This is a genomic window from Mycobacterium sp. NGS69 (genome assembly GCF_059812165.1).
In genome coordinates, this window is the sequence record NZ_JCALCD010000001.1 from 685,418 (window position 1) to 704,110 (window position 18,693).

The window sequence follows — 18,693 nt, forward strand, 5'->3', positions numbered from 1 at the left end:
AATGGGCTACGCGGAGCAGCTTTTCGACCTCACCGATCGCGTCGTGCTGATCACCGGCGGCAGCCGCGGACTGGGACGCGAGATGGCGTTCGCCGTCGCCCACTGCGGCGCCGACGTGGTGATCGCCAGCCGCAACATGGACAACTGCGTGTCCACCGCCAAGGAGATCGAGGCCGAGACCGGCCGCTCCGCCATGCCCTATCAGGTGCATGTGGGGCGCTGGGACCAGCTCGACGGCCTGGTCGAGGCCACCTACGAGCGGTTCGGCAAGGTCGACGTGCTGATCAACAACGCGGGCATGTCGCCGCTGTACGACAAACTGACCGACGTCACCGAGAAGCTCTTCGACGCGGTGCTCAACCTGAACCTCAAGGGGCCCTTCCGGTTATCGGCATTGGTGGGCGAGCGGATGGTCGCGGCGGGGCGCGGGTCCATCATCAACGTGAGCACGGCGGGATCGTTGCGCCCGGCCCCGGACATCGTTCCCTACGCCTCGGCCAAGGCGGGCCTGAACGCCATGACCGAAGCGTTGGCCAAGGCGTTCGGGCCGGACGTGCGGGTCAACACCCTGATGGCGGGGCCGTTCCTGACCGACGTGAGCAAGGCGTGGAACCTCGAGGCGGCCGAGAGCAAGCCGTTCAGGCATCTGGCGTTGCAGCGCGCCGGCGACCCGCGCGAAATCGTCGGGGCCGCACTATTTCTGGCGTCCGACGCCTCCAGTTTCACCACCGGTTCGATCCTGCGGGCCGACGGCGGAATCCCTTAAAAGCGATTAGGAGCATTCGAATGTCTTGGGACTTCTCCACCGAACCGGAGTTCGAAAAGAAGCTGGACTGGGTCCGCGAGTTCGTGCGCGAGGAGGTGGAACCCCTCGAGGTGCTGTTCCCCGGCTGCGAATTCCTGCCGCTCAATGACGAGCGCCGCCGCATCGTCGATCCGCTCAAGCAGCAGGTTCGCGACAATGGCCTGTGGGCACCGCATTTGGGGCCCGAACTCGGCGGGCAGGGGTTCGGGGCGGTCAAGCTCACGCTGATCAACGAGATCCTCGGCCGCAGCCCGTGGGCGCCGATCGTGTTCGGGACGCAGGCGCCCGACACCGGCAACGCGGAGATCATCGCCCGCTTCGGAACGCAGGACCAAAAGGACCGCTACCTGGCCGGGCTGCTGTCCGGGGAGATCTTTTCCTGCTTCTCGATGACCGAGCCGCAGGGCGGCGCGGACCCGCGGGTCTTCACCACCCGAGCGGTCCGCGACGGCGACGACTGGATCATCACCGGGCGAAAGTACTTCTCCTCCAACGCGTCCGTCGCCTCGTTCTTCATCGTCGTCGCAATCACCAACCCCGATGTGCCCGTCCACCAGGGTGCCTCGACGTTCCTGATCCCGGCCGGCACCCCGGGCCTGAACGTGGAGGCCAACCACCACCTCGTCGGCGCGGACCCGCACGAGCCCGGGCATTCCCTGGTTCGCTACGACGGCGTGCGGGTGCCTTCCGACGCGCTGCTCGGCGAACCCGGTCAGGGCTTCCTGATCTTGCAGACCCGCCTCGCCGGCGGGCGTCTCCACCACGCGATGCGCTCGATCGGGATGGCGCAGCGTGCCGTCGACATGATGTCCCGGCGGGCGAAAAGCCGCTTCACCCAAGGCAGCTCCCTGGCCGACAAGCAATTGGTGCAGGAGTTCGTCGCCGACTCCTACACCGAATTGATTCCCTTCCGGCTGACCGTCCTGCACGCCGCCTGGCTCATAGATAGCGGCGACGAGCGCGCCGCGCGGGCCGAGATCGCCGCCTGCAAGATCCTGGCGTCGCAGGTACTCAAATCGATTGCGCTGCGAGCGATTCAGGTCCATGGCGCCCTGGGTCTCACCGACCAGCTGCCGCTGGTCAACGTGCTGCTCGGCGGCATCGCGCTCGGGCTGGCCGACGGTCCCACCGAGGCGCACAAGGTGAACCTGGCGCGGATGCTGCTCAAGGGCTACGAGGCCGAAGAGGGCGACTGGCCGAGCGAGATGCTGGATGTCCGGCGCGAGGCGGCCCGCGCCAAATACGGTGAGCTCGTTGACCAGTAGCCGGGTCACCGCGGCGGTCGAGCGCGCCCTGGACGACCGGCAGCGCGAGGCGACCGAGGAGGTCGAACGCATCCTGGCCGCGGCGGTGCGGGTGATGGAACGCGTGGCGCCCGAGGAGCCGCGGGTCAGCGACATCGTCGCCGAGGCCGGCTCGTCGAACAAGGCGTTCTACCGGTATTTCGCCGGCAAGGACGACCTCATCCTCGCGGTCATGGAACGCGGCGTGGCGATTGTCGTGTCCTACCTGCAGCACCAGATGGCCAAGGAATCCAAGCCGCAGGACCAGATCGCGCGCTGGATCGAGGGCACGCTGGCACAGGTCGCCGACCCGCAGCTGATCCGCAAGAGCCGCGCGGCGGCCGGTCAGATGTCACCCGCCAACTGGCGCGCCGTCGACCAGGAGATGATGGGCCCCCTGCGGGAGCTGCTGGTCGACCCGGTCACCGAGCTGGGCAGCGCCGACGTCGACCGCGACGTCGAGGCGGTGTTCTGTTGCACGGCGGCGACGATGCGGCGATACGTGGGGTCGGCCGACCGGCCGGGTCGCGACGATATCGCACACGTCGTCCGGTTTTGCTTGCGCGGCTTGGGGGTCGAGTGATGCGCGCCGCGGTCTGCCGTTCCTACGGTACGCCGGAAGAGTTGGTCATCGACGACGTCCCCGATCCCGTTCCCGGGCCCGGCCAGCTGGTGGTTCGGGTGCACGCCGCAGCGGTCAACTTCCCGGACGTACTGTTGATCGCCGGCAAATACCAGATCAAGATTCCGGTGCCGTTCATTCCGGGCAGCGAGCTGGCCGGTGAGGTGCTGGCGGTCGGCGACGGCAGCCCGTTTCGCCCGGGGCAGCGGGTCTGCGCGACCACCCCGACCGGTGCGTTCGCCGAGCAGGCGCTGCTCGACTCGGCGTCAGCCACGCTCATCCCCGACGGCGCCGACTTCGCGTCGGCCGCGGCGTTCGGCGTCACCTACCGCACCGCGTATCACGCGCTGCGGTCGATTGCCGAAGTGGCGCAGGGTGATTGGGTGGTCGTGCTGGGCGCCGCCGGCGGCGTGGGGCTGGCGGCCGTCGACCTTGCGGTGGCCATGGGGGCGCGGGTGCTTGCGGCCGCGTCCAGCCCGGAAAAGCTCGAGCTGTGCCGGCAGCGCGGCGCCGAGGCCACCGTCGACTACGACCGCGAAGACCTGAAGACGCGCATCCGCGAGCTCACCGGCGACGCCGCCCGGGCAGTGCTCGACCCCGTCGGCGGGCCGTATGCGGAGCCCGCGCTGCGGGGCCTGGCCCGCGGGGGCACCTTCATCACCCTCGGCTACGCCTCGGGCACCATCCCGTCCATCCCGCTGAACCTGGTCCTGCTCAAGGGGATAACCGTGCGCGGCATGGAGATCCGCACCTTCATGGGTGACCGGCCCGACGACGCGGCGCGCGACATGCGGGAGCTGACGGCGATGTTCGCCGCCGGCACCATCCGGCCCTACATCGGGGCGCGGTTCCCCTTGTCCGAAACCGCGGCCGCGTTGCGGCATGTGGCCGAGCGGAAGGTGCTGGGCAAGGTCGTCATCGACGTCTGCTGAGGGCTACGGCGTCACGATGTTGAAGGCCGGGTCGGGCCGGTCGAGCGCACCGAGAAAGGCCTGCAGCGCCGATTGGTCCCCCGATACTTCCAGCCCGGGCGAGGAGAAATCACCCGTCGCCGCGGCCAGCAACCGTAACTTGCTGGCCGCCTTGACCGTAACGGTCGCCGTCGCCGGGTCGGCCGCCACTCGGCGGTACACGAGCACGCCGTTGCGCAGGCTGAGCCGGTAGTTGGTGGCCGCGTCGGCGAAGCTGATGTCCACGGCGATGTCAAGGTCCCAGCTGCGCGGGCCGTTGACGGCGATGGCGAGGCTGTCGAAGATCTGCTCCGGCGTCAGCTGGGAAAGCATTGTCGGAGAGGCGACTTGGACCGAGGTGCCGAAATTGCCGTCGCGCAGTTCGGCGGCCCCGCTCAAGAAGAAGTTGCGCCACGTGGCGTTCTCGGCGCCGTAGGCCAGCTGTTCCAGCGTGTCGGAGTACAGCGCGCGGGCGGCCGCGTGCCCGCTGTCAGTGAAGACGGCGTGATCAAGCAGCGTTGCCGCCCAACGGAAGTCACCCGAGTCGAACGCCGCCTGAGCGAGCTCGACGACCCGGTCGACGCCGCCCATCGCGTCGACGTAGCGGGGGGCGATCGCCTCCGGCGGATGCGGCCATAGCCGCCCGGGGTTGCCGTCGAACCAGCCCATGTAGCGCTGGTAGACCGCCTTCACGTTGTGGCTCACCGAGCCGTAATACCCATGGGTGTGCCACGCCCGCTCCAGGGCGGGCGGCATCCGAAACGCCTCGGCGATCTCGGCGCCGGTGTGTCCCTGGTTGAGCAGCCGCAGCGTCTGGTCGTGCAGGTAGGCGTACAGATCGCGTTGCAGCGAAAGGAATTCGACGATGGCCTCCCGGCCCCAGGTGGGCCAGTGGTGGGAGGCGAACACGACGTCCGCGCGATCGGCGAAGGTGTCGATGGCCTCGGTGAGGTAGCCCGACCAGGCGTGCGGGTCACGCACCAGCGCGCCGCGCAGGGTCAACAGGTTGTGCAGGTTGTGGGTGGCGTTCTCGGCCATGCACAGCGCGCGGAACCGCGGGAAATAGAAGTGCATTTCGGCCGGCGCCTCGGTGCCGGGCGCCATCTGGAACTCGATCTCCACGCCGTCGATGGTGTGCCGCTCGCCGGTCTCGCGGATGTCGAGGGTCGGCACGATGATGCCGATCTCGCCGGTGGACGCGGCCTGACCCAGCCCACAACCCACGTGGCCCCGTGGTCCGCGCTCCAGCATGGAGCCGTACATATAGGTCGCGCGGCGGGTCATCGCCGGGCCCGCATAGACGTTCTCCTGCACGGCGTGCGCGGTGAAGCCTTCCGGCGCCAGCACCGCCACCGCGCCGCTGTCCACGGCCGCCTGCGAGGTGACACCGAGCACGCCGCCGAAGTGATCGACGTGGCTGTGGGTGTAGATCACCGCGACGACGGGACGATCCCCGCCGCGGTGGGTGCGATACAGCGTCAGCGCCGCCGCCGCGACCTCGGTGGAGATCAGCGGGTCGATGACGATGACGCCGGTGTCGCCCTCGACGAAGGTGACGTTCGAGATGTCCAGGCCGCGGACCTGGTAGATGCCCGGCACCACCTCGTAGAGGCCCTGCTTGGCGGCCAGGGTCGACTGGCGCCACAGGCTCGGGTGCACGGACGCCGGCGCGTCACCCCCGAGGAAGGAGTAGGCGTCGTTGTCCCACACCACGCGGCCGTCGGCCGCCTTGATGACGCACGGGGACAGGGCCGCGATGAAGCCGCGATCGGCGCTCTCGAAGTCCCTCGTGTCCTCGAACGGCAGGGCGTGTTCGCGATGGGCCGACTCGATGACGGCGGCCGGGGGCTTATGGTCCACGGCAACACAGTGCCATCAATGCGCCCTTCGGAGGAAGGACGCGTGCGGAGCTGGCGGGTTAACCGAAGCGAAACAATTTCGGCCAACCTCTTTCCTGCGGCTCGGCAAACCCGCATACTGCCTTGACGGTTCTTAATGTGGAGAACCGCAACGATCGGGCAAAGGAGAACAGGTGAAGCGTGGACTGACTGTCGCGGTGGCCGGAGCGGCGATTTTGGCCGCGGGCATTTCCGGGTGTTCGAGCAACAAGTCGAGCACGAGCGGTAGTGCGAACGGCACGTCGGTTGCGGTTGCCACCCCGGGAAGCGGTGCGGCTGCGCCGACGGTGATCATCGACGGCAAGAACCAGAACGTGACCGGCTCCGTCGTGTGCACGACGGTCGGCGGCAACACCACCATCGCGGTCGGTGGTGCTGCGACCGGCATCTCCGTCGTGCTCAGCGGTGACAACACGGTGAAGTCCGTCGGGCTCGGCAACGTCAACGGCGTGACGCTCGCGTACGCGCAGGGCTCCGGCCAGGGCAACGCATCGGCGACCAAGAACGGCAACACCTACAAGGTGACCGGCACCGCCACCGGGGTCGACATGGCCAACCCGATGCAACCGGTGAACAAGCCGTTCGAAATCGACGTGACTTGCTCCTAACTCAGTGATGCGGGCGGTTGCCACCCGTTGAGTGGCAACCGCACCGTGAACTCGGTGTGACCGGGTGCGCTGTCGACCGTGATGGTCCCGTTGTGCGCCTTGACGACAGCGGAGACGATCGCCAATCCCAGCCCGGTGCTGCCGCCTTTGCGCGAGCGCGAGGAATCGCCGCGGGCGAACCGCTCGAACACCTCGGACTGCAGCCCCGCCGGGATGCCGGGGCCGTTGTCGATGACCTGCAGCACGGTCTGCGTCGGTTCGCTGCTCAACCGGGTGGTCACGACGGTGCCGGGCGCGGTGTGCACGCGCGCGTTGGCCAGCAAGTTCGTCAGCACCTGCTGCAGGCGCGCCGCGTCACCGGTGACGACCACCGGCTCCTCGGGCAGGTCCAGCTCCCACTGGTGCTCCGGCCCGGCGACGTGCGCGTCGCTGACGGCGTCGACCGCCAGGCGCGACAGGTCCACCGCTTGCCGCTCCAGCGGCCGCCCGGAGTCCAGGCGGGCGAGCAACAGCAGGTCCTCGACGAGGCGGGTGATCCGCTCGGTCTCGGAAGCCACCCGGCTCATCGCGTGCGCGACCGCCTCGCGGTCGTCGCCCATGCGCTGCGTGAGCTCGGTGTAGCCGCGGATCGCCGCCAGCGGCGTGCGCAGTTCGTGGCTGGCGTCGGCAACGAACTGGCGCACCCGGGTCTCGCTGGCCTGCCGCGCCGACAGCGCGGCCGCGATATGGTCGAGCATCCGGTTCAGCGCCGAGCCGAGTTGGCCCACCTCGGTGGCGGGGTTCGCGTCGGACTCGGCCACCCGCACCGGCAACTCGACCTCGCCGCGGTCCAACGGGAGTTCGACCACCTCGCTCGCGGTTTGCGCCACGCGGCGCAGCGGGGCCAGCGCCCGCCGGATGATGACGACGCCGGCGCTGGTCGCGGCGACCAGCGCGATCACCGTGACGATCCCGAGGATGACCAGCATCCGGATCATGGTGGCGTCGATGTTCGACATCGACAGGCCGGTGACGATGACGTCCCCGCCGCTGCGGCTCGGGGCGGCCACCACGCGGTATCGACCGAGTCCGTCGAGGTCGAGCGTCACCGCCCTGCGGCTGCCGGCGATGTGTTCCAGTTGCGTCTGCGCGGCCGGGGTCAACGCGGCGCGGGCGCCGTCGCTCGTCAGGTATCCGGCGTCGACGATCTTGCCGTCGGTGATCACCGCGGCGACCATGCCGGCCGGCTGGCCCGGGGCATCCAGGAACCGCGGGCCGGGGCCCGGCCGCGGATAGAAGTGCGACTCGTGTCGCCAGCCCGGGCGTTTCGGTTCGGGGTACATCAGCGCCGAACGGTAGGAAGTTCCGGCGAGCTGCCCGTCGAGCTGCGCGACGAGGTGGTGCAGCAGCGCCAGTTCGGTCGCCGCGGTGATGCCGATGCAAACCACGGCGAGCATGACGATCTGGCCGACCAGCAGCCGGAGCCGAAGTGACCAGACCCGCCGCGTCCTAGCGGGCCGGCTTGAGGACATAGCCCGCGCCGCGCAGCGTGTGGATCATGGGTTCACGACCGTTGTCGATCTTCTTGCGCAGGTAGGAAATGTAGAGCTCGACGATGTTCGATCGCCCGCCGAAGTCGTAACTCCACACCCGGTCCAGGATCTGAGCCTTGCTCAGCACCCGCTTGGAGTTGCGCATCATGAACCGCAACAGCTCGAACTCGGTGGAGGTCAACGAGATTGGTTCGCCCGCGCGGCTCACCTCGTGGCTGTCCTCGTCCAGCACCAAGTCGCCGACCACCAGCTGCGCCCCGCTGTCGACGGTGGTCACCCCGGTGCGACGAAGAAGCGCCCGCAGCCGCAGTACCACCTCTTCGATGCTGAAGGGTTTGGTCACATAGTCGTCGCCGCCCGCGGTCAGGCCCGCGATGCGGTCTTCCACCGCGTCCTTGGCCGTCAGCAGCAGCACCGGCAGCTGCGGATTGTCCTCGCGCAGTTTGTGCAGCACGTCCAGGCCGCTCATGTCGGGGAGCATCACGTCGAGGACGACCACATCGGGCCGCTGGGCCCGGGCCGCCGCGATGGCCGACGATCCGTCGCCCGCGGTGGAGATCGTCCAGCCCTCGTATCGCAGGGCCATGGACACCATTTCGGCCAACACCGCTTCGTCGTCGACGACGAGCACATTGATCGGGTTGCCGTCCGCACGGCACATGACAACCCGCTCTACCGAGGCTCGGGACTGCGTCACAGCTTCCAGTATCCGCACCCAACTGAGCCGACGCTATGCCGTTCCTTTGTGTGGCCTGTGAAAAGATCGCGTGACTGGCGAGCAGTCACGCGATCCGCGATCCCGGGGATGGTTAGTACCAATACCGCCTGCCCGCGACCGGTCGGCCGACGGACCCGAGGATCCACAACACTGCGCCGATGACCAGCACGACGATGCCGATCTCCCATAGCAGCGGGAGGCTGAACACAAATCCGAGAATGAGTAGCACTATGCCGAGGATGATCATGACAACTTCCTTTTGTGAGGGGTCTTAGGCCACTTCTAGACCACTGCTAGACCACTGGGCATTGAACTTGGCTGCGGGACATGGCAATCCTTGACTTTCGGATTCACGCCCGCGTAATTCAGGGGACCGGCGATTACCGTCAGCGCGATGTTTCCCGCAGTGACACAATTCGTTGCGCCGCCCTTGAAGTAGTCGCGCTGGAACGCCGCGAAAACCCCGATGAGCAGCCAGATCAGGACAACCGCGCCGATCACTCCGCGACCACCCATGGTGACCTCCATTTTGTTCGAGAAAATTTCTCGTGCGCCTAGCGTTACCCGTTGCACCCATGTCTAAACGTGGCCCACAGTGCCGCTTTCGGGGCCCGTTACTGCGAATGCGCCGCGAGCCAGACCTCCGCCCGCTTCCTCGACGCACGTGAAAGCCACGCGTCCTGGATCAGCTCGGCCAGTTCCGTCGTCGTGATCTCCGCCAGTCGGCCGGCCCGCACCAGGACCGAGGGATGCCCGTCGAAATGGCTGGTCGTGAAGAACGGCGACGCGGGATCCTGGACGAGCGCGAGCTTGTCGCTTTCCGACTCCACCCAGAGCATGATCACGTCGGCATAGCGTTCGCCGGTGTCCGGGTCCGTCGCGTCGGGCTGCGGAGTGCGGAAGAACACGAACGACTTTCCGCCCACCTGATAGATGGGGTTGCCCTTAGGGCCTTCCATGCGCTTGACGTGTGGCATCGACGCGGCGATCCGATGCACGTCGCTCACCCGGGCCGGCCGATCAGCCATAACCGCGAGGTTACCGCGATGGGTAGCATGGCGAGCGGGGTTGCGGTGAAGGGGGATTGAGATGGGTTGCTCTCGGCAGAGCTCCCGAGGCGCGGCGCCGTGACCGACACCCTGTTCGCGGACGTCTCGGAATTCCAAGTGCCCGTGGACGATTCCTATCCGTACCGGGTGCTTTCCATCCGCGTCTGCGACGGCACCTATCGAGATCACAACTTCGCGGCCAACTACGGATGGCTGCGCGGCGCGTTGGACAGCGGACGCCTGACGTTCGGGATCGTGTACACCTACGTGCGGCCCAACTGGCTGGACAACGCCGACACCGTGCGCTCGATGATCGATGCCGCCGGCGGGTTGCACCCACGGGTCGCGCTCATGCTCGACGTCGAAGCCGGCGGCAACCCGCCCGGCGACGGCTCGAGCTGGATCAACAGCCTGTACTGGAACCTGGCCGACTACGCCGGCTCACCCGCGCGGATCATCGGATACGCCAACGCTTATGACTTCTCCAACATGTGGCGGACGCGGCCCGCGGGCCTGCGGGTCATCGGCGCCGGCTATGGCTCCAACCCGAACCTGCCGGGTCAAGTCGCGCACCAGTACACCGACGGTACGGGCTTCAGCCCCAACCTGCCGCAGGGGTGTCCCCCCTTTGGCAATTGCGACATGAACTCCGCCGACGGGCTGACACCGCAAGAATTTGCCGCCGCGTGCGGCATCGGTACGAACGGAGGATGGTTGATGGCGCTCACCGACGACGAGCAAGCCGAGCTGCTGAGCAAGGTCCGCGACATCTGGGACCAGCTGCGGGGGCCCGGTGGCGCGGGCTGGCCGCAGCTCGGCCAGAACAGCCAGGGCCAGGACCTGACACCGGTCGACGCGATCGCGGCGATCAAGCAAGACGTCCAAGCATCGAAACAGGCAGCGACCCAATAAGGTTCGCTGCGCTCAATCCGCTCGCCGCTGCGCCGACACGTACAGGGTTGGCGGCATCGCGTTTTCGGTGCCCTGCGGAATGCTGCGGTCGTAGCGGGCCATCAGCTCCGCGAAGGTCACCGCCGACACATCCCAGCCGTGCTCGCGCAGCCAGCCGTCGACGGGCGTGCGCTCCTCGGCGTACCAGAGGTCGTCGAAGTCGGTGACCTCCGTGTCGACCAGCCGCGCGGCCGCGGCGCGCATGCGCTGCATGTCCTCGCGCTGCCGGCGAACGAGGTCGGGGTCGGTGAAGCCGGCGCCGGGCACGTTGGAAGCGAGCCAACTGCCCGGCGCGCTGAGCGCATGGATGCGCTCGAACAGCAGGTCCTGCGCCTGCGCGGGCAGATAACGGACAAGGCCCTCGGCCGACCAGACCGCCGGCCGTGACGCGTCGAACCCCGCCTCCTGCAACGCCTTTGGCCAATCCTGGCGCAGGTCGATCGCCACGTTGACCAGCTCCGCGTTCGGCTGCGCGCCGTGTTCGCGCAGCGTCTTGGATTTGAATTCCAGCACCTTGGGCTGGTCCAGCTCATAGACGACGGTGCCGTCGGGCCACGGCAGCCGCCAGGTGCGGGCGTCCAGGCCGGCGGCCAGAATCACCACCTGGCGAACGCCGGCGTCGGCCGCTCCCAGGAAGAATTCGTCGAAAAACGCTGTGCGCGTGGCCATGAAGTCGACCATCAATTGGATTCGGCTCCGCACCTCCGGTTCCAGCTCGACCGCCTTGGCCAGCAGCTTAGGGTCGGCGTAGATGCTCCACATTCCCTCGCCCGCCGCGTCGACGAACACCCGCGCGAATGGGTCGTTGATGAGCGGGTTCTCGCTCGCGGTCTCGGCGGCCCGGGCCGCGGCGACGCCCAGCGCGGTGGCTCCCACGCTTTGGGTGATGTCCCAGGAATCGTTGTCGGTGCGCGGCATAGCGGTTTCCCTCCCAAGCCCGAAGTCCGTTAGTTGTCCACACTATTGTTCCAGGGCTCCGGCGGCGGCGGGCGCGAGCCGCCGGTGACCTACGCTTCATCCCATGACCCGTACGCCGCAGGAGATATTTGCCCACCACGGGCAGGCGCTCGGCGCAGGCAACCTGGACGAGATCGTCGTCGACTACACCGAGGATGCCGTGCTCATCACCCCGGCCGGCGCGGCCCGCGGCAGGGACGGCGTCCGCGGCGCCTTCGCGAAGCTGCTCGACGATCTGCCCGATGCGGCGTGGGACCTCAAGAACCAGGTCTTCGAGGGCGACGTGCTGTTCCTCGAGTGGGCGGCCGATTCGCGGCTCAACCGGGTCGATGACGGCGTCGATACCTTCGTGTTCCGCGACGGCATGATCTGGGCCCAGACCGTCCACTACACCCTGCGGCCCAAGGGCTGAACGTGGACCCCGTCGACTTCGAGGCCGTAGCGGCATGGATGTCCGAGCAGGGGCTCGGCGAGGGTCCGCTCGAGGACGTCGTCAACGTCACCGGTGGAACGCAGAACGTCATGCTGCGATTCACCCGGGCCGGTCGCCCCTATGTGCTGCGGCGTGGACCGCGGCACCTGCGTCCCCGCAGCAACAGCGTGATCCTGCGCGAGACGAAAGTCCTTGCGGCGCTGGCCGGCTCCGATGTACCGCACCCGCACCTGATCGCCACCTGCGACGACACCCGCGTGCTCGGCGACGCCGTCTTCTACCTGATGGAGCCGGTCGACGGGTTCAACGCCGGCGAGGGACTGCCGCCCTTGCACGCCGGCGACGCGAGCGTGCGGTACGGCATGGGCCTGTCGATGGCAGACGCCCTGGCCAGGCTGGGCGCCGTTGACCATGTCGCCGCCGGCCTCGCCGACTTCGGCAAGCCGGACGGCTTCCTGGAACGTCAGGTGCCGCGCTGGCTTTCCGAGCTGGACTCCTACAGCGAGTACGAGGGCTACCCCGGGCCCGACATCCCGGGCATCGCAGAAGTGTCCACCTGGCTGGAGCGCCGCCGACCGACGAGCTGGAGCCCCGGCATCATGCACGGCGACTACCACGCCGCCAACGTCATGTTTTCCCGCACCGGACCCGAGGTGGTCGCCATCGTCGACTGGGAGATGTGCACGATCGGTGACCCCCTGCTTGACCTCGGCTGGTTGCTGGCGACCTGGCGCCAGCCCGACGGGTCCAGCGTGTTCAGCCACGCCTTGGGCGGACAGGACGGGCTGGCCAGCACCGACGACCTGTTCCAGCGGTACGCCGCCAACACCACCCGCGACCTTTCGAACATCACCTGGTACACGGTGCTGGCGTGCTTCAAGCTCGGCATCGTCATCGAGGGCACGCTGGCGCGGGCCTGCGCGGGCAAGGCCGAAAAGGAAGTCGGCGACCAACTCCACGCGGCCACGGTGCACCTGTTCGAGCGGGCGCTGACGCTTATCGGCGGCGAATCCTGACGCACTAACATCTCCCTTCGTGCCGCCCTACCCCGAGAACCCCGACTTCTACTCCGAGCCGACCCAGGCCGCCTACGGCGGTTACTACGACGAGCCGGCGGCCCCGCCGCCCGAGCCCCCGACTCCCTGGTATCGCCGTCCGGCGGCGCTGGTCGCGGCCGGCGCTCTCGGGGTGATCGTGCTCGGCCTCGCGGCGTACGCGGTGGTCAAGCTGGTCGCCGGATCGCCGTCGCCGGCCCCCACCGCCACGACCACACCCGCTCCGACGACCACCAGCGCTCCACCGGTGACCACCACCACGGAGCCGCCGCGCCACCACGGGGGCGGAGGCGGCGCGCCGACCCAGACCGTCACCGAGACCGCCCCGCCGCCGAGTACGGACACGGGAACCCCGAGCACGGACACGGGCACCCCGAGCACCGACACTCCGACGACGACGGTCCCGCCGAGCACGGTCACCGTGTCCCCGAGCACCGAAACCAGCACGGTCACCCAGACCGTGACCATCCCGCCGCGTCGGCTGCCGTTCCAACCGCGCCCATAACCGGGACACCTTGGGAGCCCGCCGGTTAGCCTCTAAGCGTGGACGTCGGGGATTCGGTCAGGCGCTCGCTCGACCACTGGGAACACCGCGAGTGGGACACGGCGATGCTGCACGCCTGCAACGCCGTCGACGGAACCTCGAAGAAGCGCTATCCGCAGGAGGGCGTCGCGACCCGGTTCAAGCGCACGATCCGGGACGCGCTGGACATCTTCCAGGTGATGGCGGCGCCGGGTATCGACTTCGAGCAGAGCCGCTTCCCCATCGCGGCGAAGTCGGATATGCCCGACGGCCGCCCCGACATCGCCGACGTCCTGTACGGCGTCCACCGCTGGAGCCACGGTCACGACGACGAACTGCCCGAGGGTTTCGAGCTGACCCCGCACGGGCCGCGCCCCGCGGGAGTGCAGATCTGGCGAACCGGGAAGATCCAGCTTCCCGCCTCGGCGGCGATCGGCCTGTTGGCGGTCGCGGTGTTCGCACCCGAGAACAAAGGCGAGGCCATCCCGGACGGCTACCAGCTCAGCTGGTACCAGTACGTCTTTCACATCGGCATGTGGTGGGGGTGGCAAGACCACTTCCGCGAGATCATCGCCACCGCCCAGATCCCGCGGACGACTCTCGACTTCGCCGAGTCCTGGGACGACTGGTCGCCGGTTTAAAGCCGAAGCCGCCCTGCGGCTTTGACGATGGAAGACTGCTGGCATGCAATCAATCGTGCGTCCGGCTTCCGCTCAGGACGCGGGCGCGTGCGTTGCGATTTACCGCCCGTACGTGCTGGAGACGGCGATCAGCTGGGAACTCGAAGTCCCGGCCGTAACCGAGATGGCCGCGCGGATCACCTCGGCCCGCGAGAACCACGAATGGCTCGTCCTCGAACGCGACGATCGGGTCATCGGCTTCGCGTACGGGCACGCGCTCAATCGCATGCCTTCGCACCGGTGGTCGGTCGAGACCGGAATCTACGTCCACCCCGACCATCAGCGCGCCGGCGGCGGCCGCGCGCTCTACACGCAGCTACTGCGCCGGCTCGTCGAGCGCGGCCATCGCCAAGCCCTCGCCGGCATCACGCAACCCAACGAGGCCAGCAACGCGTTCCATCGATCCTTCGGGTTCGAGCAGGCCGGGCTGTACCGGCGCGTCGAATGGAAGCACGGCCGCTGGCACGACGTCGCGTGGATGCAACTGGACCTGGTCAGCTCGGACGATCCGGCCAATCAGGAAGCACCGCCCGGCCCGATCGTCTGAGTCGGGGCGGATGTCCGTTGTTTAGGGGCTAACGGCCGCCGGCACCGCCGCCGAGGCGGCCACCCGCGCCACCGCCAACACGGCCGCCGGCACCGCCGCCGAGGCGGCCACCCGCGCCACCGCCAACGCGGCCACCGGCACCGCCACCCACGCGGCCACCCGCACCGCCACCGATTCCTTGCGCAAAGCTGCTCGTGATCATGCGCCGGAGGTTATCGCCGAACATTCGCGACCACAACCAACTCCGGCTGAACTGTTCGGCTACGGCGAGCGCCTCTAGTCGGGCCGAGCGGGAGCCGCCGAGCTTTCACTCCTCGTTCCAGGCGATGTTGTGGAGCCTCATAGCTTCCAGAAGCGACGGGTCGCCTGGAGTGATAGGCCGCGCGTCGTGATCCGTGACCTGTGCTGGCCATGCATCACCTGTGTCGCGTTCGTAGACCGCCCACAGCGGGAGGTAATCACCATGCCGCGATTGGTACTCGATGCCGTCGGCCGGTTGGCCTGCCATTCCGGTCTACGTATAAATCCATGCCGAAATTGCTTGAGTGAGTTCGCGCTTCCCGTCACGAATGGCCGAAGCATCGAGGTCGCTGCAGCCACAATCCTTTGCGAGGAGGAGAAAGTCCCTTCGCTTTCTCGACGTAGATAGCGTCTCGGGATCCGCTGGCAAAGCATAAGACCCGGAAACCCTTCCCGAGCAGATCAGCCTCTCGTCACACCAGGAACGGTCGAGCTCACCGGGCGGCACCGGGCCCTCGTCGCCTTCCTCTTCGACGATTTCAGCTATCTCCGCGGCTAGTTCCCCGTCCGGGCGAAAGGGGGCGAGCACCTCGAGGTAGCAAGCCAATTCAGACGATCCGAGGTAGAGCGTGCGCCAGATGCCCGCAGGTCGTCCCACCTGCCGCTGAAACGGCCTTTGTCGGCGTATTCCCAAGGGGTCCAATGCCAAGGCTCCGGCTTGTAGCCAACGCGGTATACGCCCCGGCGATCAAGGCATGAACAGTGCACTGAACCAAACGGCGTAGACAACAACGCCGGGCCGGGAGTCATTACCCGACGGCTGAGAATTGCCGTGCGGCGGCAATGACGCGCGCACCATCAGCTTCCAAGTCTCCATCCCTCAAAACCCGAGCCGGGGAACGGTCATCGAGGAAGGGGTTGAGTCCTTGGAACCATGCCTGGGCCACCTTCTTGCTGTCGCGTTCGTTAACCATGCAGGCAGCGCGATACGCGACCCGCAGGCGCTCGGCATCAGTCGGGTTCGCGATTTCGCGAGTGCCTTCGGCCCATTGCCGAACGGCGCGGGTTTCCTTGACTCTTGCCAGGTAGGCGACCAGTTTCGCCCCAAGCAAGTCCCTTAGCGCGGTCACGAGTTCGGCCGTGTTCATCATCATCGACGCGTTGTAGGCGCTCAGGTCAGGTCTAGAGGCCGTTCTAGCTGCTGGCATCGCCATCTTCTCCGCCCTTCTGCTGAAACCATGGTATATCACAGTCCATACAACAGCCGGGACCACAGTCCTTATCACAGGCTCTTTCACAGACATAGTGTGAGGGTTCTATCGCGAGTAGCCGATCTGGGCGACCTGCCGGTCCGATGTGTGGCAACGGGAAGTGTCAGGAAAAGTATGGGGACGAGCGTGCCGCGAGGGGGTTGCTGCGCTCTCTGCAAGTGAGCGCGCCCGAAGGGATTCGAACCCCCAACCTTCTGATCCGTAGTCAGATGCTCTATCCGTTGAGCTACGGGCGCCTGTCTTCAGTTGTCACGCGTGGCGGAGGCGAGAGGATTTGAACCTCCGGTCCCCTTTGAGGGGGACAACTCATTAGCAGTGAGCCCCATTCGGCCGCTCTGGCACGCCTCCATCGGACTTCCTGAGGGTACCCGAACCCCTTCAGCCGTCCCCGAACCGCCGGAGGCATAGCGTACACAGCGCCGACATATGCTGTCGAAGTGACCGCCCGCCTGCGCCCCGAGCTGGCGGGACTTCCCGTCTACGTTCCCGGCAAGACGGTGCCGGGTTCGATCAAACTGGCCAGCAACGAGACGGTGCACGGCCCGCTACCGAGCGTCCGCGCGGCGATCGAACGGGCCACCGACCGCATTCACCGCTATCCCGACAGCGCCAACCTTCAGCTCAAGGCGGCGCTGGCCAAGCACCTCAGCTCGGCGAGCTCCGCGGATTTCGCGCCCGAGCAGGTCGCGGTCAGCTGCGGTTCGGTGAGTCTGTGCCAGCAGGTCATCCAGATCACCGCCGCCGCGGGCGACGAAGTGGTGATGGGGTGGCACAGCTTCGAGCTTTACCCGCCCATGACTCAGGTGGCCGGCGCCCTCGCCGTCAAGGTGCCCCTGACCGACCACACCTTCGATCTGTACGCGATGCTCGCCGCGGTGACCGAGCGCACCCGGCTGATCTTCGTGTGCAACCCCAACAACCCGACGTCGACGGTCGTCAACCCGGACGCGCTGGCCCGTTTCGTCGAGGCCGTCCCGCCCCACATCCTGATCGCCATCGACGAGGCCTACGTCGAGTACATCCGCGACGGCATGCTGCCCGACAGCCTGCAGTTCGCCCGCACCCGCAGCAATGTCGTTGTGCTGCGGACCTTTTCGAAGGCCTACGGGCTGGCGGGCCTGCGCGTCGGCTACGCCGTCGGGCACCCCGACCTGATCACCGCGCTGGACCAGGTCTATGTGCCGTTCGCGGTGACGAGCATTTCGCAGGCCGCCGCCATCGCCTCGCTGGACGCCGCCGACGAGTTGCTCGCCCGCACCGACGCCGTGGTCGCCGAGCGCGCCCGCGTCAGCGCCGGCCTCCGCGACGCCGGGTTCGCCCTGCCACCGTCGCAGGCCAACTTCGTCTGGCTGCCCCTCGGCACGCGCACCCAGGACTTCGTGGCCCGGGCCGCCGAGGCACGCATCGTGGTCCGCCCGTTCGCACCGGACGGCGTGCGGGTCAGCATCGGGGCGCCGGAGGAAAACGACGCGCTGCTACGGTTTGCCCGCGACTGGATCAAGGAGAGCCAATGAGCCTGGCCCGCAAGAAGTTCACCGAATTCAAGGAGCGCTCCGGCGAGATCGCCGATGCCGAGCTCGACGAATTCTGGGCGACCCTGCCCCCGGCGACCATCGACGAGATGATGGGCGAATGGAAGGGCGGCGAGTTCGTCACCGGCCACAAGATGAACGGCCAGCTGGAGAAGGCCGGCTGGTTCGGCAAGACGTTCAAATCTGCCGCCGACGTGCAGCCGCTGGTGTGCCTGGACGCCGACGGGAACAAGTTCTCGAACAAGGCGATGGGCAAGGGCGAGGCCAGCCTGTGGCTAGAGGAGTTCCGCGGCGAAGTCACCGCGACCATGGTCTACGACGGCCAGCCGGTGCACGACCACTTCAAAAAGATCGACGACGACGCCGTGATGGGCATCATGAACGGCAAGGGCGTGCTGGACGGCGGGCGGTACTACTACTTCTACCTCGAGCGGGTCTAGGGAACACGCGGGCTAGCCGGCCGGGTCGCGGCCGGTGAACGCGATCAGCTGCTCGAGGGCCCCGGCGTCGGCGGGCACGTCGACGGGCTCATCGAACCCGGCGCGGCTGCGTTGCTCCGGGCGGATGATCTGGTGCGCGAGCCCCAGCACGTATTCGGCCAACGGTTCCGGGGCGTCGACGTCGTGCCCCACCGCCTTGGCGTAATCCCATGCGTGGACCAGGAATTCGAGCGACAGGATGCCGCAGGCGCCGCGGGCCGGCATCTCGCCCTTGCCGAACGGCACGGTGCCGTCCAGGCCGTGGCGATGCCAGGCGTCCAGGGCGGGGCGCGCCGCGGCCACGATCTGCCGCTCCACCGAATCGCCCTCGTCGCGCGCGGGAATTTCCGCGCCCACCATGCCCCCGAGCCCCTTGATCGAGGTCAGCAGGTGCTCGGTCAGCCCCGTCACGTCGAACTCCCGGCACGGCGTGCGCCGGGTCAGGTCGTCGGTCGAGATGGGGTGCAGGACGCGCTGCAGCACGCCCAGCGTGTCCTCGGCGCTGTGCAGCTCGTCGGTGGGTGGGGAATGAGGTCCGGGTCGCAAGTCAGGAGCCATAT

Annotated in this window: 23 protein-coding genes and 2 tRNA genes; 13 read left to right on the forward strand and 12 right to left on the reverse strand. The window is 67.7% G+C overall.

Annotated features, from left to right (window positions below; all coding sequences use genetic code 11):
* Position 1 precedes the first annotated feature (1 nt).
* From AC5Y2S_RS03580 to AC5Y2S_RS03595, 4 genes are read left to right on the forward strand one after another with little or no spacing between them, the layout of a single operon-like run.
* The gene (locus AC5Y2S_RS03580; RefSeq protein ID WP_499953822.1) at positions 2 to 766 is read left to right on the forward strand and encodes an SDR family NAD(P)-dependent oxidoreductase; all 765 of its coding nucleotides are present in this window, start codon (positions 2 to 4) and stop codon (positions 764 to 766) included.
* Between the two features lie 20 nt (positions 767 to 786).
* Positions 787 to 2,070, forward strand: coding sequence for an acyl-CoA dehydrogenase family protein (locus AC5Y2S_RS03585; RefSeq protein WP_499953824.1), 1,284 nt, complete (start codon positions 787 to 789; stop codon positions 2,068 to 2,070).
* Positions 2,051 to 2,671 carry a TetR/AcrR family transcriptional regulator gene (locus AC5Y2S_RS03590; protein ID WP_499953825.1) on the forward strand — a complete coding sequence of 207 codons (621 nt, stop codon included), beginning with the start codon at positions 2,051 to 2,053 and terminating at the stop codon, positions 2,669 to 2,671. Before AC5Y2S_RS03585 ends, AC5Y2S_RS03590 begins: the two co-directional genes overlap by 20 nt.
* Positions 2,671 to 3,642, forward strand: coding sequence for an NADPH:quinone oxidoreductase family protein (locus tag AC5Y2S_RS03595; RefSeq protein ID WP_499953827.1), 972 nt, complete (start codon positions 2,671 to 2,673; stop codon positions 3,640 to 3,642). The genes AC5Y2S_RS03590 and AC5Y2S_RS03595 overlap by 1 nt, the downstream gene beginning before the upstream one ends.
* 3 nt (positions 3,643 to 3,645) lie before the next feature.
* Here AC5Y2S_RS03595 and AC5Y2S_RS03600 read toward each other — a convergent pair whose 3' ends face one another.
* A complete protein-coding gene (locus AC5Y2S_RS03600) occupies positions 3,646 to 5,520 on the reverse strand; it encodes an alkyl/aryl-sulfatase (protein ID WP_499953829.1) in 1,875 nt (624 codons plus the stop codon).
* A gap of 172 nt (positions 5,521 to 5,692) precedes the next feature.
* On the opposite strand from AC5Y2S_RS03600, the gene AC5Y2S_RS03605 reads away from it, so the two are divergent.
* A complete protein-coding gene (locus tag AC5Y2S_RS03605; protein ID WP_499953830.1) occupies positions 5,693 to 6,166 on the forward strand; it encodes a lipoprotein LpqH in 474 nt (157 codons plus the stop codon).
* On the opposite strand, the gene AC5Y2S_RS03610 is transcribed toward AC5Y2S_RS03605, so the two are convergent.
* From AC5Y2S_RS03610 to AC5Y2S_RS03630, 5 genes are all read right to left on the reverse strand, one after another.
* Positions 6,163 to 7,677, reverse strand: coding sequence for a sensor histidine kinase (locus AC5Y2S_RS03610; RefSeq protein ID WP_499953832.1), 1,515 nt, complete (start codon positions 7,675 to 7,677; stop codon positions 6,163 to 6,165). The two genes, AC5Y2S_RS03605 and AC5Y2S_RS03610, sit on opposite strands and share 4 nt — an antisense overlap.
* On the reverse strand, positions 7,655 to 8,359 hold the full coding sequence (gene tcrX, locus AC5Y2S_RS03615; protein ID WP_499878882.1) for a two-component system response regulator TcrX: 705 nt from the start codon (positions 8,357 to 8,359) through the stop codon (positions 7,655 to 7,657). Before tcrX ends, AC5Y2S_RS03610 begins: the two co-directional genes overlap by 23 nt.
* 148 nt (positions 8,360 to 8,507) lie before the next feature.
* Positions 8,508 to 8,663, reverse strand: coding sequence for a hypothetical protein (locus AC5Y2S_RS03620; protein WP_499878122.1), 156 nt, complete (start codon positions 8,661 to 8,663; stop codon positions 8,508 to 8,510).
* A gap of 35 nt (positions 8,664 to 8,698) precedes the next feature.
* Positions 8,699 to 8,944 carry a hypothetical protein gene (locus tag AC5Y2S_RS03625; RefSeq protein ID WP_499878123.1) on the reverse strand — a complete coding sequence of 82 codons (246 nt, stop codon included), beginning with the start codon at positions 8,942 to 8,944 and terminating at the stop codon, positions 8,699 to 8,701.
* 86 nt (positions 8,945 to 9,030) lie between these two features.
* On the reverse strand, positions 9,031 to 9,444 hold the full coding sequence (locus AC5Y2S_RS03630; protein WP_499953833.1) for an MmcQ/YjbR family DNA-binding protein: 414 nt from the start codon (positions 9,442 to 9,444) through the stop codon (positions 9,031 to 9,033).
* Between the two features lie 99 nt (positions 9,445 to 9,543).
* Between AC5Y2S_RS03630 and AC5Y2S_RS03635 the strand changes: the two genes are divergently transcribed.
* On the forward strand, positions 9,544 to 10,377 hold the full coding sequence (locus AC5Y2S_RS03635) for a hypothetical protein (RefSeq protein WP_499953834.1): 834 nt from the start codon (positions 9,544 to 9,546) through the stop codon (positions 10,375 to 10,377).
* A 12-nt stretch (positions 10,378 to 10,389) separates the two neighbouring features.
* Here the strand turns inward: AC5Y2S_RS03635 and AC5Y2S_RS03640 are convergent, their stop codons facing one another.
* Positions 10,390 to 11,334 (reverse strand): class I SAM-dependent methyltransferase, encoded by a 945-nt coding sequence (locus AC5Y2S_RS03640; RefSeq protein WP_499953836.1) that lies wholly within the window; start codon positions 11,332 to 11,334, stop codon positions 10,390 to 10,392.
* Positions 11,335 to 11,437: 103 nt separating this feature from the next.
* Here AC5Y2S_RS03640 and AC5Y2S_RS03645 point away from each other — a divergent pair, with 103 nt between their 5' ends.
* From AC5Y2S_RS03645 to AC5Y2S_RS03665, 5 genes are read left to right on the forward strand one after another with little or no spacing between them, the layout of a single operon-like run.
* Positions 11,438 to 11,785: a nuclear transport factor 2 family protein gene (locus AC5Y2S_RS03645; RefSeq protein WP_499953837.1), complete on the forward strand. Its 348-nt coding sequence runs from the start codon at positions 11,438 to 11,440 to the stop codon at positions 11,783 to 11,785.
* 38 nt (positions 11,786 to 11,823) lie between these two features.
* Positions 11,824 to 12,822 carry a phosphotransferase family protein gene (locus tag AC5Y2S_RS03650; RefSeq protein WP_499954371.1) on the forward strand — a complete coding sequence of 333 codons (999 nt, stop codon included), beginning with the start codon at positions 11,824 to 11,826 and terminating at the stop codon, positions 12,820 to 12,822.
* 19 nt (positions 12,823 to 12,841) lie between these two features.
* Entirely contained in the window at positions 12,842 to 13,366 is a 525-nt protein-coding gene (locus AC5Y2S_RS03655; protein ID WP_499953838.1) for a hypothetical protein, read from the forward strand.
* 38 nt (positions 13,367 to 13,404) lie between these two features.
* Positions 13,405 to 14,025 (forward strand): Rv1289 family protein, encoded by a 621-nt coding sequence (locus tag AC5Y2S_RS03660; RefSeq protein WP_499953840.1) that lies wholly within the window; start codon positions 13,405 to 13,407, stop codon positions 14,023 to 14,025.
* A 43-nt stretch (positions 14,026 to 14,068) separates the two neighbouring features.
* The gene (locus AC5Y2S_RS03665; protein WP_499953841.1) at positions 14,069 to 14,611 is read left to right on the forward strand and encodes a GNAT family N-acetyltransferase; all 543 of its coding nucleotides are present in this window, start codon (positions 14,069 to 14,071) and stop codon (positions 14,609 to 14,611) included.
* Positions 14,612 to 14,632: 21 nt separating this feature from the next.
* Here the strand turns inward: AC5Y2S_RS03665 and AC5Y2S_RS03670 are convergent, their stop codons facing one another.
* The 4 genes from AC5Y2S_RS03670 to AC5Y2S_RS03685 all read right to left on the reverse strand — a co-directional run bounded on the left by AC5Y2S_RS03670 (position 14,633) and on the right by AC5Y2S_RS03685 (position 16,470).
* Positions 14,633 to 14,797: a hypothetical protein gene (locus AC5Y2S_RS03670; protein ID WP_499953842.1), complete on the reverse strand. Its 165-nt coding sequence runs from the start codon at positions 14,795 to 14,797 to the stop codon at positions 14,633 to 14,635.
* An 863-nt stretch (positions 14,798 to 15,660) separates the two neighbouring features.
* Entirely contained in the window at positions 15,661 to 15,999 is a 339-nt protein-coding gene (locus AC5Y2S_RS03675) for a hypothetical protein (RefSeq protein ID WP_499954373.1), read from the reverse strand.
* A 286-nt stretch (positions 16,000 to 16,285) separates the two neighbouring features.
* Positions 16,286 to 16,358 (reverse strand) — tRNA-Arg (locus AC5Y2S_RS03680).
* Positions 16,359 to 16,378: 20 nt separating this feature from the next.
* Positions 16,379 to 16,470 (reverse strand) — tRNA-Ser (locus tag AC5Y2S_RS03685).
* 89 nt (positions 16,471 to 16,559) lie between these two features.
* Here AC5Y2S_RS03685 and AC5Y2S_RS03690 point away from each other — a divergent pair.
* Positions 16,560 to 17,636: an aromatic amino acid aminotransferase gene (locus AC5Y2S_RS03690; RefSeq protein WP_499953844.1), complete on the forward strand. Its 1,077-nt coding sequence runs from the start codon at positions 16,560 to 16,562 to the stop codon at positions 17,634 to 17,636.
* Positions 17,633 to 18,094: a DUF4334 domain-containing protein gene (locus tag AC5Y2S_RS03695; RefSeq protein WP_499953846.1), complete on the forward strand. Its 462-nt coding sequence runs from the start codon at positions 17,633 to 17,635 to the stop codon at positions 18,092 to 18,094. Before AC5Y2S_RS03690 ends, AC5Y2S_RS03695 begins: the two co-directional genes overlap by 4 nt.
* Before the next feature lie 12 nt (positions 18,095 to 18,106).
* Here AC5Y2S_RS03695 and AC5Y2S_RS03700 read toward each other — a convergent pair whose 3' ends face one another.
* Positions 18,107 to 18,691 (reverse strand): TIGR03086 family metal-binding protein, encoded by a 585-nt coding sequence (locus AC5Y2S_RS03700; protein ID WP_499953847.1) that lies wholly within the window; start codon positions 18,689 to 18,691, stop codon positions 18,107 to 18,109.
* Positions 18,692 to 18,693 lie beyond the last annotated feature (2 nt).

Bases quoted from the DNA above. Each gene is read 5' to 3' on its own strand.
- AC5Y2S_RS03585 (WP_499953824.1), top strand. From the start codon at position 787: ATGTCTTGGGACTTCTCCACCGAACCGGAGTTCGAAAAGAAGCTGGAC.
- tcrX (WP_499878882.1), bottom strand. From the start codon at position 8,359: ATGTGCCGTGCGGACGGCAACCCGATCAATGTGCTCGTCGTCGACGAC.
- AC5Y2S_RS03580 (WP_499953822.1), top strand. From the start codon at position 2: ATGGGCTACGCGGAGCAGCTTTTCGACCTCACCGATCGCGTCGTGCTG.
- AC5Y2S_RS03625 (WP_499878123.1), bottom strand. From the start codon at position 8,944: ATGGAGGTCACCATGGGTGGTCGCGGAGTGATCGGCGCGGTTGTCCTG.
- AC5Y2S_RS03630 (WP_499953833.1), bottom strand. From the start codon at position 9,444: ATGGCTGATCGGCCGGCCCGGGTGAGCGACGTGCATCGGATCGCCGCG.
- AC5Y2S_RS03700 (WP_499953847.1), bottom strand. From the start codon at position 18,691: ATGGCTCCTGACTTGCGACCCGGACCTCATTCCCCACCCACCGACGAG.
- AC5Y2S_RS03675 (WP_499954373.1), bottom strand. From the start codon at position 15,999: ATGAACACGGCCGAACTCGTGACCGCGCTAAGGGACTTGCTTGGGGCG.
- AC5Y2S_RS03645 (WP_499953837.1), top strand. From the start codon at position 11,438: ATGACCCGTACGCCGCAGGAGATATTTGCCCACCACGGGCAGGCGCTC.
- AC5Y2S_RS03610 (WP_499953832.1), bottom strand. From the start codon at position 7,677: ATGTCCTCAAGCCGGCCCGCTAGGACGCGGCGGGTCTGGTCACTTCGG.
- AC5Y2S_RS03665 (WP_499953841.1), top strand. From the start codon at position 14,069: ATGCAATCAATCGTGCGTCCGGCTTCCGCTCAGGACGCGGGCGCGTGC.
- AC5Y2S_RS03620 (WP_499878122.1), bottom strand. From the start codon at position 8,663: ATGATCATCCTCGGCATAGTGCTACTCATTCTCGGATTTGTGTTCAGC.
- AC5Y2S_RS03650 (WP_499954371.1), top strand. From the start codon at position 11,824: ATGTCCGAGCAGGGGCTCGGCGAGGGTCCGCTCGAGGACGTCGTCAAC.
- AC5Y2S_RS03640 (WP_499953836.1), bottom strand. From the start codon at position 11,334: ATGCCGCGCACCGACAACGATTCCTGGGACATCACCCAAAGCGTGGGA.
- AC5Y2S_RS03695 (WP_499953846.1), top strand. From the start codon at position 17,633: ATGAGCCTGGCCCGCAAGAAGTTCACCGAATTCAAGGAGCGCTCCGGC.
- AC5Y2S_RS03595 (WP_499953827.1), top strand. From the start codon at position 2,671: ATGCGCGCCGCGGTCTGCCGTTCCTACGGTACGCCGGAAGAGTTGGTC.